Annotated in this window: 15 protein-coding genes; 10 read left to right on the top strand and 5 right to left on the bottom strand. The window is 60.7% G+C overall.

The window, feature by feature from the left end:
• Positions 1-225 (bottom strand): hemin uptake protein HemP, encoded by a 225-nt coding sequence (gene hemP / locus HDEN_RS18445; RefSeq protein WP_245256726.1) that lies wholly within the window; start codon positions 223-225, stop codon positions 1-3.
• Positions 226-509: 284 nt separating this feature from the next.
• Between hemP and hmuQ the strand changes: the two genes are divergently transcribed.
• From hmuQ to HDEN_RS04325, 5 genes are read left to right on the top strand one after another with little or no spacing between them, the layout of a single operon-like run.
• Positions 510-845 (top strand): heme-degrading protein HmuQ, encoded by a 336-nt coding sequence (hmuQ, locus tag HDEN_RS04305; protein ID WP_013214907.1) that lies wholly within the window; start codon positions 510-512, stop codon positions 843-845.
• 18 nt (positions 846-863) lie between these two features.
• A complete protein-coding gene (gene hutX / locus HDEN_RS04310) occupies positions 864-1,409 on the top strand; it encodes a heme utilization cystosolic carrier protein HutX (RefSeq protein WP_013214908.1) in 546 nt (181 codons plus the stop codon).
• 6 nt (positions 1,410-1,415) lie between these two features.
• Complete coding sequence (locus tag HDEN_RS04315; RefSeq protein ID WP_013214909.1) at positions 1,416-2,339, top strand: heme/hemin ABC transporter substrate-binding protein; 924 nt, start codon at positions 1,416-1,418, stop codon at positions 2,337-2,339.
• Positions 2,339-3,397, top strand: coding sequence for a FecCD family ABC transporter permease (locus HDEN_RS04320; protein WP_013214910.1), 1,059 nt, complete (start codon positions 2,339-2,341; stop codon positions 3,395-3,397). Before HDEN_RS04315 ends, HDEN_RS04320 begins: the two co-directional genes overlap by 1 nt.
• Entirely contained in the window at positions 3,394-4,236 is an 843-nt protein-coding gene (locus tag HDEN_RS04325) for a heme ABC transporter ATP-binding protein (protein ID WP_013214911.1), read from the top strand. Before HDEN_RS04320 ends, HDEN_RS04325 begins: the two co-directional genes overlap by 4 nt.
• A 125-nt stretch (positions 4,237-4,361) precedes the next feature.
• Here HDEN_RS04325 and HDEN_RS04330 read toward each other — a convergent pair whose 3' ends face one another.
• Positions 4,362-4,763: a rhodanese-like domain-containing protein gene (locus tag HDEN_RS04330; RefSeq protein ID WP_013214912.1), complete on the bottom strand. Its 402-nt coding sequence runs from the start codon at positions 4,761-4,763 to the stop codon at positions 4,362-4,364.
• 228 nt (positions 4,764-4,991) lie between these two features.
• Here HDEN_RS04330 and HDEN_RS04335 point away from each other — a divergent pair, with 228 nt between their 5' ends.
• Positions 4,992-5,942: an RlpA-like double-psi beta-barrel domain-containing protein gene (locus HDEN_RS04335; protein WP_013214913.1), complete on the top strand. Its 951-nt coding sequence runs from the start codon at positions 4,992-4,994 to the stop codon at positions 5,940-5,942.
• 51 nt (positions 5,943-5,993) lie between these two features.
• On the opposite strand, the gene HDEN_RS04340 is transcribed toward HDEN_RS04335, so the two are convergent.
• The gene (locus tag HDEN_RS04340) at positions 5,994-6,644 is read right to left on the bottom strand and encodes a hypothetical protein (RefSeq protein ID WP_210160341.1); all 651 of its coding nucleotides are present in this window, start codon (positions 6,642-6,644) and stop codon (positions 5,994-5,996) included.
• A gap of 392 nt (positions 6,645-7,036) precedes the next feature.
• On the opposite strand from HDEN_RS04340, the gene HDEN_RS04345 reads away from it, so the two are divergent.
• Together HDEN_RS04345 and HDEN_RS04350 are read left to right on the top strand one after the other, a co-directional pair.
• On the top strand, positions 7,037-8,377 hold the full coding sequence (locus HDEN_RS04345) for a lipase family protein (protein ID WP_013214915.1): 1,341 nt from the start codon (positions 7,037-7,039) through the stop codon (positions 8,375-8,377).
• A 94-nt stretch (positions 8,378-8,471) separates the two neighbouring features.
• Complete coding sequence (locus HDEN_RS04350; RefSeq protein ID WP_425337338.1) at positions 8,472-9,341, top strand: COG3904 family protein; 870 nt, start codon at positions 8,472-8,474, stop codon at positions 9,339-9,341.
• Positions 9,342-9,388: 47 nt separating this feature from the next.
• Here HDEN_RS04350 and HDEN_RS04355 read toward each other — a convergent pair whose 3' ends face one another.
• Both HDEN_RS04355 and HDEN_RS04360 read right to left on the bottom strand, forming a co-directional pair.
• Positions 9,389-9,712 carry a hypothetical protein gene (locus tag HDEN_RS04355; RefSeq protein ID WP_013214917.1) on the bottom strand — a complete coding sequence of 108 codons (324 nt, stop codon included), beginning with the start codon at positions 9,710-9,712 and terminating at the stop codon, positions 9,389-9,391.
• Between the two features lie 76 nt (positions 9,713-9,788).
• Positions 9,789-10,007 carry a hypothetical protein gene (locus tag HDEN_RS04360; protein ID WP_013214918.1) on the bottom strand — a complete coding sequence of 73 codons (219 nt, stop codon included), beginning with the start codon at positions 10,005-10,007 and terminating at the stop codon, positions 9,789-9,791.
• 470 nt (positions 10,008-10,477) lie between these two features.
• On the opposite strand from HDEN_RS04360, the gene HDEN_RS04365 reads away from it, so the two are divergent.
• A complete protein-coding gene (locus HDEN_RS04365; protein WP_013214919.1) occupies positions 10,478-11,020 on the top strand; it encodes a hypothetical protein in 543 nt (180 codons plus the stop codon).
• 246 nt (positions 11,021-11,266) lie between these two features.
• Positions 11,267-12,409: a DegT/DnrJ/EryC1/StrS family aminotransferase gene (locus HDEN_RS04370; protein WP_013214920.1), complete on the top strand. Its 1,143-nt coding sequence runs from the start codon at positions 11,267-11,269 to the stop codon at positions 12,407-12,409.
• Positions 12,410-12,413: the final 4 nt, after the last annotated feature.

A 12,413-nucleotide genomic window follows, 5' to 3' on the forward strand; every position in this document is an offset into this window, starting at 1 on the left:
TTATTTGGTCAGGATCAGCTTGTTTGCCGCCGTAATGCGGAGGCGATAGTCGGCGCCATTATGCCGGATCAATAATTCCTTCGCGCCCTTGAATAAATCCAGGCTGCTCCATTCAGGCACGGCGGGGTTCATTCCCTCAGGCAATGGGACAACGGAGTCCGTTGCCGTTTCAGCAGGTTTTTTCGCGCGGTGATCTCTCCGACGGTTTTGTATCGCCGATGTCACGCGTTCGACCCCTGTTCCCACACGCTTGCATTCCAGTTTGAATGTTGACATATATAGTACAGTTTAACTATGCAACAACTAGGTCGCTGGCGGCCGAGCTGCGCAACGTTTGATGGAGTGACTGCCGTAGGGCGAAACAGACGATAGCGAGCACAGTCTCCAGCCATGTTCGGACATTTGTCCGGCAATGCCAGCGCCGACAAAAACGTAAAGTCGAAAAATCAAAAAACCCGTTCGATCGCGATGCTCGCGATCATCCGGGACCATGCAAATGAGGGTATGACATGTTTATCGCGATGAACCGTTTTAAGGTGATCAAGGGACAAGAGAGCGAATTCGAAGCCGCCTGGAAGGGCCGCGATTCACATCTCAACCGGATGAAGGGATTCATCGAGTTTCATCTTCTTCGCGGTCCCGAGAATGAGGATCACACGCTCTATTCATCGCATACCACCTGGTCGAGCTTCGCGGATTTCGACGCGTGGACGAAATCCGAAGAGTTCCGGGCGTCGCACCGTGGCGCGGGCGACCGCAAGCCGATGTTCCTCGGTCATCCGCAATTCGAAGGCTTTCATGTGATCCAGTCGCTGAGCCTCAACAACAAAGCTGCGGCTGAGTAAGAGAAGGTTTTGTCGATCATGAACCTCGCCGTGCGAGACAGCGTTTCAGCCGATCCGAATGCGGAAGCCGCGGTGCGTAATGCGCTTCGCGACAATCCAGACGGCGTGCTCGAAGCAGTCGCTGCTGCTCATTCCGTTTCCTACCGTTCCGTTCTCGATTGTCTTCCGGCTGAAAACGCAGCCGTCGCTTCAAAAGACAAGTTCGACCGGATCTGGGAGGACCTTACGAGCTGGGGAGACGTTGTCTTTATCGTGCACACGGAAGACGGTGTGTTCGAAACAGCCTGCACCATTCCTGCCGGCACGCACGCGCGAGGTTACTTCAATATTCATGGCGACAGCCCGCTCGGCGGTCACCTCAAAATCGAACGCTGCGCGGCGATCTATTTCGTGGACCGGCCGTTCTTCAAGCGCCGTTCCTGCTCGATCCAGTTTCTCAACGGCGATGGTCAGGCGATGTTCAAGATCTTCGTCGGTCGCGACGAAGCGAAGAATTTGAAGCCGGAGCAGGTGGCTCGCTTCGAGAAACTGCGAACCGAGACGGCGTCAAAAGGGGAAGCGTAGGCGCCAATGAAAATCGCGATACTGCCTGCTTTGGTGGCGATCCTCGGGCTATCCCTGGCGCCGCTGTCAGCCAATGGCGAACAAGCGCAGCAGACCGAAGCCGCGCCGCAAGTGGCTTCGCAGTCTGCGCGCGTGATCGCGGCGGGCGGCGTCGTGACCGAGATCGTCTACGCGCTCGGGCGATCCGATATTCTCGTTGGTGTCGATACGACCAGCACGTATCCGGAATCGGCGTTGAAAGAGAAGCCGAATGTCGGGTACGTGCGAGCGCTCTCTTCCGAAGGTCTTCTATCGCTGAAGCCGACGACTCTCATCGCTGTGCAATCGGCTGGGCCGCGTGATGTCCTGAGTACGGTCGAGGGAGCCGGCATCAAGGTGCTCACGATCCCGGAAATTTCGACGCCGGCGGGCATTTCGACGAAGGTCAAGGAAATCTCGGATTTCCTGGGCGAAGGGCCGAAAGGCGCCGCACTCGCAGCCGATATCGATAAACGGTTTGCGGCGGTCGACGCGCTGCGCGCGCAAATCAAGAAGCCGCGCCGCGCTCTTTTCATTCTCTCGTTCCAAAACGGCCGGGCGATGGTCGGCGGTCGCAACACCTCGGCCGACGGCATCCTGGCTCTTGCCGGATTGGAGAATGTCGCGTCGTCGCTCGAAGGTTGGAAGCCGATCAGCGATGAAGCACTGTTCGAAGCCGCGCCCGATGTCATCATCGCGATGGCGAACGGCCAGCAGGTAACGACTGTCGAGAGCATCATGGCCGTACCCGCGTTTGCTGCAACGCCGGCCGCGAAATCGAAGTCGATCTTGATTTTTGATGGCGGTTATCTCCTGAGCTTCGGTCCGCGCACGCCGAATGCGGCCCAGGATCTGATCCTCGCGGCCTATCCGGAACTCGCCAAACCGGATAAGCGCTCCGATCTTCAGTGATGCAACACATTCCACAAGTAGCGTATCGCAAGACGGTCGCGATGGTGGCGCTATGCGTCTTGCTGGCCGTCGTAGCGATCGCTGCGATCTGCTTCGGGTCAGTTTCCATCGCGCCGCGACGTGTGTTCGAGATTCTGCTGGGGCTTGATCCGAGCGAGCAAACGGATTTCGCGCGGGATGCGCTGGTGATCACCCAAATCCGATTGCCGCGCTTGTTGCTCGGGGCAGCCGTCGGTGCTGCGCTCGCGGCTTCCGGCGCGGTGATGCAAGGTCTGTTTCGCAATCCGCTCGCCGACCCCGGTTTGATCGGCGTGTCCTCCGGCGCGGGCTTTGCCGCGGCGCTTGCGATCGTGCTCGGCGGAACATTGCTGCCTGAGTCCGTCAACAAGCTTCCGTTCGAGATCCTTCCGATCGCAGCGTTCGTCGGCGCGCTGCTGGCGACGTTCCTGCTCTACATGGTTGCGAGCCGGGGCGGGCGGACATCGATGGCGATCATGCTTCTCGCCGGCATTGCATTTGCCGCGCTGGCTGGAGCCGGAACGGGCTTGCTCTCCTACATCAGCGACGATCGCCAGCTTCGCGATCTGACGTTCTGGTCGATGGGCAGCCTCGGCGGCGCGACGTGGAGTAAAGTCTCTGTTGTCGTGCCGATGGTGCTGCCGACGCTGATCGCCATCCCGTTTCTCGCGCATGGGCTCAACGCCATGGCGCTTGGAGAAGCGGAAGCCTATCATCTCGGTGTCAACGTCAATCGCCTCAAGGTCGCGGCGATCCTGCTCGTTTCGGTCGCGGTCGGCGCTGCCGTCGCGTGCTCGGGGCTGATCGGCTTCGTCGGCATTATCGTGCCGCATGTGCTTCGTCTCGCGGTCGGCGCGAATTATCGCTTCCTGCTGCCGGCTTCGGCGCTGCTCGGCGCGGCATTGCTTGTCGGCGCGGACATCTGCGCAAGGACGATCGTTTCTCCGAGCGAATTGCCGATCGGGATCATCATGGCGACGATCGGCGCGCCGTTCTTCATCTGGTTGTTGCTCCGTCGTAGCCCGGAGTTCGCCATATGACAGAGATGATCGCCGTCCACGATCTGTCGTATCAGGTCGGCCCGAAAAAGCTTCTGGAGCGTATCAGCTTCGCCGCGAAGGCGGGCGAGGTTCTGGCGATCGTCGGTCCGAACGGCGCGGGCAAGTCGACGTTGCTGCGCATGCTGTCGGGGGAAGCTCGGCCGAGTGAGGGCACGATCCTGATCCGCGGCGAGGCGCTCGAAGCGCTGCCGCAGCGGCAGCTTGCGGCGAGGCGTGCGGTGATGCTGCAGAATTCGCGCGTCGCGTTTCCGTTCACGGCTTTCGAGGTCGTGCGTCTCGGGGCAGAGGGTGTCGGTATCGGCCTGTCGCGCAGAGATCGCGATCAACTCGCGCTTTCAGCGTTGGCAAGCGCGGACGCGGCGGAGTTCACGGAGCGCAATTTCCTGACGCTGTCGGGAGGCGAGCAGCAACGCGTCAGCTTTGCGCGCGCATTGGCGCAGCTGGCTGCGGGAAAGACGCTCGAGTCCGATCAAATTCTCATGCTGGATGAGCCGATCGCCAGCCTCGACATCCGTCATCAGCTGGCGCTTCTCGAGCATGCGCGCACGCTTGCCCACTCCGAGCGCGTGCTTGTGATCGTCGTTCTGCACGATCTGGCGCTGGCGCATTCGTTCGCCGATCGGACTCTCGTACTGCAGAAGGGCCGGCTTGCCACGATAGCGACGAGCGAGGCGCCGCTTTCGCGCGATCTAATCGAACGGATATTCGAAGTTTCGATCGTTGCTGAGCATTGCCACGGCACGCCGTGGCGGCAGCTCGAAGGATCGCAATCCTCGACGGCGTTCTCCCAGCAGCGCCGGGTGAGCGCTTCGACCTAAATCGAGATCAGCTCGCAGGTACAAGCGCGGCCTTCAGCGGCGACTGCATTGCCGTCGCTGAAGGCCGCGTCGTTTTCTTTTCGAGGTGAGATGCCAATCGCCGTCGTTGGCGTTTGGCTACGGCGTCACTTCTGCTTGGCAACCGGTTCGATTGGCAAGCCTGCCTGCTTCCACGCTTTGAAGCCGCCATCGATGTGCGCGACGTGGCTCAGGCCCATGTCCTGCAGAGTCGCCGCAGCGAGGCTCGATCGGCCTGAGGATGCGCAATAGAGAATCAATTCGTTGCCCGAACTGAATACATCCTTGTGATATGGACTGGCGGGATCGGCCAGGAACTCCAGCATTCCGCGCGGCGCATGCACAGCTCCCGGGATTGCTCCATCAGCTTCGAGTTCGTGGGGTTCGCGAATGTCGATGAAAGTGACGTTGGGGCCGTTCAACTTCGCTTTTGCTTCGTCGAGCGTCAGAGTCTGAATTCGGTCCCGAGCTTCCGCGATGAGCTGCTTGATGCCTTTGGTAATTCCCATTTCCATCTCGTCCATTTGATTGCGTTCGCATACGTCTCTCAACCTGATCGACGTCTGCCGGGGAAATCATAACGGGTAAGTTGGGGACGATATTCCTTTTTCCAATCGATTTGGCCCGCGTCGTTGTGGCGAATTGTAGATATTTTAACCAAAACTGCACGGCCCGCTCGTAGAGTTGCCACGGTTTTGGAGCAAGCCAATCTCCGACGTACCCGTGAAGGTGCTACGATGTTTTGGGGGAAGGGGCGGCATTCTGCCGTCCAACACAGCTTCGCTGATGACGACCGTCACGTGCTGCGAGCCGGTGTGCTTGCCGCGCTCGTATGCCTTTGTCCGCTATTTTCGCCGAGCGTGGATGCCAAGACTCCGGGAGCGAAATATTGCTTCAGCGGCTGGTGCCATCGCGTCGGCACGTTGAAGCAAACCGAAAGTCTCGTCGGCTGGCGCGGCTATCTGCAGGCCTCGTTCTACGATGACTGCAGCCGCGATCGCTTGAATCCTTGCGGGCTGACGAGTTCGGGAAGTGTGTTCCGTCCGGATCTGCCCGATAACGCAGCAAGCCCGCTGTTCCCTGATGGGACGGTGATCCTCGCTTACAATCCGCGGACTGGACGTGCATCCGTTCTGCGCATCACCAATGCGGGCCCCTACAGCGGACAGCGCAAGCTCGATGTTTCGCGCGCCGCCGCCGATAGTCTCGGGTTTCGGAAGGAAGGTGTCGCGCATCTCGTCGTCAGCGTCTTGAAGGCTCCGACCGCGCAAGAGGCGACGTACGCGCGGCGGCGCGTTTACCCGAGCGTGCCGGGTTTTCTCGGCAGCTTCGGTAATTTCGATGAGGCTTACGCGGCGGGCTTGAAGAAGCTCGATCTCGATGAGCCGCTGGCTGCGGATGCGGAAACGTTCGCTTCCGCCGAGCCGACCAGCGAGAATACTTCAGACGAGGATCTGGTTCCGAAACCGCGCCCGGCAGTGTCGCCGTATCTCGCGCGCGAACTCGTCATGCTGAAATTGTTGCCGCGGCCGGCGCGTCGCGCGCGTCCGGCCGATATCGCTGGCGATGCCGAACTGGAACCGCAAGCCGAAGATGCTCCTGCGACATCGCCAAGCGCGATCGATTTCGGATTCGGACTACGGAAGTTTATTGGCGCGTCACAGATCGCGGTGAGTTCCAGCAAGTAACCGCGTTACTACGAGAGTGAACGCGCGCACGGGCTCGCATTTCGTCCAGACTTATTGCGATGATTTGGCGTGAACCGACGTGTTCGGCTCGAGGGCCATTGTTTTGTCAGCGGTGAGCGCCGCAGCATGCTTCCGAGGCCGTACGGCCAGCGTCGGAAGCTTGATCAGAACCGGTTCGGCGAGCATCGGCTCATCGACCGGCAACTCGGGCTCCGCTACCGGGCGCTGAATTTGCGCCACATGCTGCTTTTTGACTGGGGTCTTTACGGCCTTGACGATCTTGGTCTGAGCGGCGGGCGCCGGCGGCGCTTTCTGCTGTTCCTCAAGGGTCGCGGTTCCGGTTTCGCCGTCCTCGCGCTGCCAGAAAATCCGTTGTCCGTCGCGCTGAATGGCGAGGCAATGCTGCTCGCCGCTGAACCAGCGGAACCACTTGTAGCAGATGCGGTCTTCCGCGAGCCAATAGCGGCCCCGGTCTTTTTGCGAGCCGAGATACGACGCCAGCTGACCGGCATCTCCCGACATCAGGCCATCGCCATCAAACTTGATGGGGACCACCATTCCGAGCGGCGTGTCGAGCTTGAGAACCGAGCCGGGGAGCGTCGCCTTGATCGCGTCGGCGTTCAACGGGACCGGCTCGGCGGCAACGGTGTGGGCGTTGAGGACGCAGGACGTGATGGCAATAAAACACAAAGTAATACGCACGATAAAGTCCCCGAAGCCCCGATCTACTTCCGGGATAACTGTGGCGCCATCAAGATCGCTGATTGTTCTCCGTTTCAACACTTCTGCCAATCCAGTTTTCTGGTCTCGACGATGTCCAAATGCGCGCGAGAAGCGGGCTTTCCGAATGGGATAGTCAACTCATGCGATCGCAAAGTTCATGAAATGCAAACTACGATGCAAAGGCTTTTTTTCTCTTAAGACTTCGTTCGCTTTGTCCCGAAGGCGGTCGCTGCCGATCGTGGTGTCGACCACCTAATCGAGAAGCGACGCGGGCGGATTTTGTCGCCCATCCCGCCGCTTCACCCCATTTCCGCCGCGGCGGAGCCGGACTAAGTTCGGCAACCGAGATAACGGGAAGTCAGGGGACGTCGATGTTGGGTGGAAGGGCGGAGCGCGCCGATCGTGGTGCGGTGATCGTGACCGTGCACGGCACGAACGATGCTGCACCGGAGGATGACGGCGGCCGCTGGTGGCAGAAGGGCTCTCCTTTCACCGAGCGTCTTGTCGGTGAGCTGGCGCAGCGGGGCATCGCGGGCGCCGAGATCGTGCCGATGCACTGGTCCGGCGCGAATTCGGACTATGACCGGCTGACCGGGTCGGCGAACCTCGCGCGCTTGCTGCACCGGCTCGACAAGGACGGCCGGCCGCACGCCGTCATCGCGCATAGTCACGGTGGAAACGTCACGCAGGAAGCGCTCGCGCAGACGTCGCGCGCCGGACGCCGCGGCGGAGTCGTGTCGTTCGGAACGCCGTTCTTTACGCGGCGTCTCAAAGCCGTACCGCTCGCCATTGCGCTGTTTCAGATCGTCATGGGTGCGGTCGTCGCTCCGATCATGGTCTGGTATCTCATTTCCATTCTCGGCGAAGGCACGGACAAGATCATCGAGACGATCGTCGTGTTCGGCGGTCTGCTTGCGCTTTCGCTGTGGAGCTTCGTCGCTGGCGTGCGCAAGATCTTTCATCGCGCCTTCGCAATGCGGCGGTTCGCGAAATCGATGTCGCCGAAGGATTGGCTGGTGATCCATAGTCCGCGCGACGAGGCCATGCGCTTGCTCGAGCAGGCGGCTGTCCTGTCGCCGCACTACGTCAAGACGGAAGCTGCCGTGCGCGCATTGACGGCGTTCGCGGCGCTCGCGGGTGTCGTGGTGACGACGGCGGTCTTCCTGCTCTACGGCGGCTATTTCCTGAGACCGATCATCGACAAGATTTCTGCCGGAGAGTTCGGGCTCGGCATGGCGGCCGATTTCACGTTTCTCCTGCTGGTGCCGGTCGTCTACGGCGCGGTCTTTCTGCTTATCGCCGGGCTGGCGCGAGCCGGTGGTGGATGGCTTTATGCCAAGGTTTTGAGTTCGGCCATTCATGGCGGCGTGCTCGGCGCGGCGTTCGGCGACGATGGCCGTTTCAAGCTGACGGGCATTCGCCGTCTTCCCCCATATCTCAGCGAAGCTAAAGAGCAGCGTATCGATGCGCTGAGCTTCGGCGGTGTGGACGATGCGGCCGTGTTCGTGGCGGCGCAGAAACTTTATGACAGCATCGTTGCAGCGGAAGGCCCGGAAGGTGGCATCACCGATGCCGACACGATGTGGAAGCGTCTGAGCGATGCGCTCTATCACAATGCCTACATGCGTGATGACGGTGTGATTGCGGTCGTTGCCGATCATCTTGTCGATGCCTGGGGAAGAAAAGGCGCCGTGCGTGAAATTAATCCTTGATCGAGCTTTTTTGAGCCGACACGTCTCGCCGGGCCATACATAACGCAGACCACAGCGGGATCGGATCGTCGCGAATGGCGCGCAGCAAGCGAAGGTGAACACCTTGTCGAATGTCATCGTTCGGAATTGGCGAGGTGACTGCGCTTTTTGGGCGAGCCTGCTGGCGTGGACGATCGTTCTGCCGTTGCTCGTCTATACGATCGTGACGTTCTGGTTGACGCAGTGGTCGCTGCAGGACACGCCGGTCTCGCGGATGGTTCAGGGCGGGCTGGGATTCCTGGTCATCGGCATCGTCGCCATCTGGCAATTCGTCGGCATGTGGCGGGCGAGTACGGCTGAGAAAAACCCCGGCAGGTGGGGCTTGACGCGGTGGTTCGCGCGCGGCGTCGCGACGCTGATCGGGGCGGCGGGTCTGCTTTTGCTGATCCCTTTTCCGCCCGGCATGATCTCGCTCTACAAAGATGCCACCGATCAGGATTGGGTCGGCCTGCAGGGCCACACGGTGTCGGTCAACGACAAGACTCTTGAGATCAAGGGCTATCTGTCGTGGGGCGTTCTCGGCGAAGTCTCTCGCGCACTCGCGGCGAACCCCGAGATTGAAACCGTTCTGCTGAACAGTCCCGGCGGACACGTAGGCGTCGGCACGCGGCTGCATGATCAAATCAAATCGCATTCGCTTGCAACCTATGCTGACGAGTTGTGTGCAAGCGCATGCACGCTCGCGTTTCTCGGTGGCAATCCTCGCACGATACGCAAGGGCGCCAAGCTTGGCTTTCACGCGGTCGGCGGAGAGAGCGCCAATTCGATCGGAGCGGGCACCGATAAAATCCGGGCGCTGTATCAGGCAGCCGAGATTCCGGACGCCTTCATCGAGCGGGTGTTTGCGACGCCGACAACCAGCGCCTGGTATCCCAATCAAAACGAGTTAATCGGGGCTCACGTCGTCACGGACGTCGTTCGCTGATGCGTTAAAGGCAACGGGCTTGCTCGGCGCAGATTGAAGCGCCTAGTCTATTTGTTCGCCGGTTGACACTTCGCGCCGTTGGCTTGCGCGGTTTTGATCAGATCCTTGGACGTCGCGATGATCGCGCTGATCTTGCCGCGGGCGAGAGCGAACGGTGCGCTGCCAACGTCATAGTCGCGGATGGGCTCTGCTCCGAGCGTCTCGGCAAGTGCGCAGCCGGCGTCCGAATAACACGCGACCGTCGTGTCGGGGCCGGGTGGGTCATCCTTGGGATTGGTGCAGATCGTTTCGACGGCAGGTTCCGCTGCAATGGCGGGCTGAGCGAATGCCATGCCGGAACAGACCATCAGCATGCAGACGAGCGATCTCATGATTGTCCCTCTTGGCGCTTTCAGGCGAGGAGCCTCGGACGCTCAACACTTACAAGTCTTGTGAGGTTAGGGAAGGTCAGGCGCCGTCGACGATGCGATCAATTTGGAAAAGCGGTTTATATTTGCGGGCAACGAGCGTCACGCGCGCGCCGACCGGCACCGGCCGGTAGCCGCTGGTGACCAATGGGACGGTCACGCCGCTGTCGGTCAGCAGTTCGCCGTAGTCGCTTCGCCAAACCTTGACGATGCCGGAAAAGACCTGCGCCTCATCCTCAAGCGGTGCGCGATCCTGCATGTCTCATCCTTTTGCCGAACGGGGGTGCGGTTCCTTGAGGAACGTGCACGCTTGAACTCATGAGGGTGCTGCGAAGGCCGGGGACAGCCCGGCGGCTACAGATGCGGCGTTTGCCATATCCGCATTCGATCGCGGCCGGTCGCCTCAAGGCGATGCGGGCTCATGGGATGGAGGGTGCGTCGATTGACGTTCATATTGGGTACCTCGCGGCGCGATCCGGTCGCGCGTTCCGCTAGGAGCAAGGCCGTGCCGGCCCGCAGTCCCATTCCAAAGGCTTAACAGAAGCGCGCTGCTGTTAGTTGCCGCGCTCCATCGCCGACATAACGTGCCCGGAGCATGCAAGGCAACAGCAATTCGCGGGTTTGACGGCCGATGCAAGGCGTTGCCCGCCCTTGTTTTGTTATGATCACCGCCGTAGAAATACAGTTGCACCGATACGTTTTCGGCCGCGACGCAAGAAAGGAATGCTCATGCACGACAGTTTGGATCGCTTTTCGGGAAGCACGATTGTCATGATCATTCTGGTGTCGGCTCTCAGCGTCCTGGGCAGCCTCGCCTTCGCGTGCGCGGCGCCTTTGGCGGCAATCGCGGCGTTTGCAGCGCTTGTGATGGGGCGGACGACGGGCCTGGCTCTCGTCGCCACGGCGTTGCTTGCCAATCAGCTCGTCGGTTTCGGAGTTCTGCATTACCCGCAAACGGTGGACACGTTCGCCTGGGGCGCGGCGATGGGCATCTCGGCGCTGATCGCGTTCTTTGTTGCGCACCTCGTCGTCGAGCGCCTGCAAGGCCGCTCGCCCATGCTGACGGTGCCTCTCGCGTTCGCCGTCGCGTTTGCGACGTATCAGATGGCGCTGTTCGTGACCGGCTATCCGCTCGAGGGTTCCGAGGCGACGCTGTCGGCCGATGTCGTCCGCCGCGTTTTCGAAGTCGACTTCGTCGCCTTCGGAGCGTTGCTGGTTCTGCAGTGGGCATGGACGATGGCGCGCGGCGCTACCTCGGCAAAGCACGCCTAAACGACGCGATCCGTTTGGGGCGAAGGTGGCGGGAGCTCCAGTCTTCCGCCAACCGACCTTCGGCTCGCTCTCTCCAATCTCGCTCGCTTGTCAAATTGAACGGCGGTCAATCAATGGCCGCCGCCATCGAATCGTTGGATATTGCGCGCCAGCGAGCACGTTGCGCAGTCCCTCGACCGGTCACATGCAGCCACGCTGATCGTCGCGCGCCGATGGCGGCCCGCAAAGGCCGAGAGGACTGCATTCATGGCGATCCAGCTGTTCGTCCCGACGTTCGATGTCGAGGCTTGCCTCGGCGAGATTCGCGAATGTCTGGAAAAAGGATGGACCGGCGCCGGCTTCAAGACGATCGCGTTCGAAGAGGCTTGGAAGAGCTATAGCGACCTTCCGCATGCCCATTTTCTCAATTCGGCGACGAGCGGCCTGCATCTGGCGCTCGACATCTACAAGGAGCAGCACGGCTGGTCGGACGGCGATGAGGTTATCACCACGCCGATCACGTTCGTCTCGACTAACCACGCGATTTTGCATGCGAACCTGAAGCCGGTGTTCGCCGATGTTGACGCGCACCTGTGTCTTGATCCGGATGACGTCGAGCGCAAGATCACGCCGCATACGCGCGCCGTCGTTTTCGTCGGGCTTGGCGGCAATACGGGCCAGCTCTCGCGGATCGCGGAAATTTGCACGCGGCATAAGCTCGTCCTCGTGCTCGACGCGGCGCACATGGCGGGGACGAAGCTCAACGGCGAGACGCCGCGCGGAGACGTGACGGTCTATTCGTTCCAGGCGGTCAAGAATTTGCCGACAGCGGATGCCGGCATGATCTGTTTCGCCGACGAAGACTTCGATGCGCTGGCGCGCCGGAAAAGCTGGCTCGGGATCAACAAGGATACGTACGCGCGAGCCGCCGATGCGTCGGCCTACAAGTGGCAGTACGAGGTTGAATCCGTCGGCTACAAGTATCACGGCAATTCAATCATGGCCGCGATCGGGCTGGCGCAGTTGCCTCATCTTGATGCGCACAACGCGCGTCGCCGGGAGATTGCCGCTCTTTACGACAAGGGTTTCGCAGGGCGCGCGGAAATCGCAACCGTGCCGACGGCGGCCGGATGTTTCTCGTCGCGGCACCTGTATCAAATCCTGATCGATGATCGCGAAAAACTCATCGCGGACTTGAACGCGCGCGGCATCAACACGGGCGTTCATTACCGCAATAACCTCGATTATCCGATGTTTGCTGATCAGCACGCGGCTTGTCCCAAGGCGGCAAGGCAGTCGCAGCATGTGTTGTCTCTGCCTTTGCATCCGCAGCTTTCAGATGGCGACGTGTCCCGGGTCGTCGAAGCCGTGTGCACGTGCGTTGAGACCAGGCTCGAGCGGGCGCTCTGAGTGG

Origin of the sequence: Hyphomicrobium denitrificans ATCC 51888 (assembly GCF_000143145.1) — a bacterium.
GTDB lineage: Bacteria > Pseudomonadota > Alphaproteobacteria > Rhizobiales > Hyphomicrobiaceae > Hyphomicrobium_B > Hyphomicrobium_B denitrificans.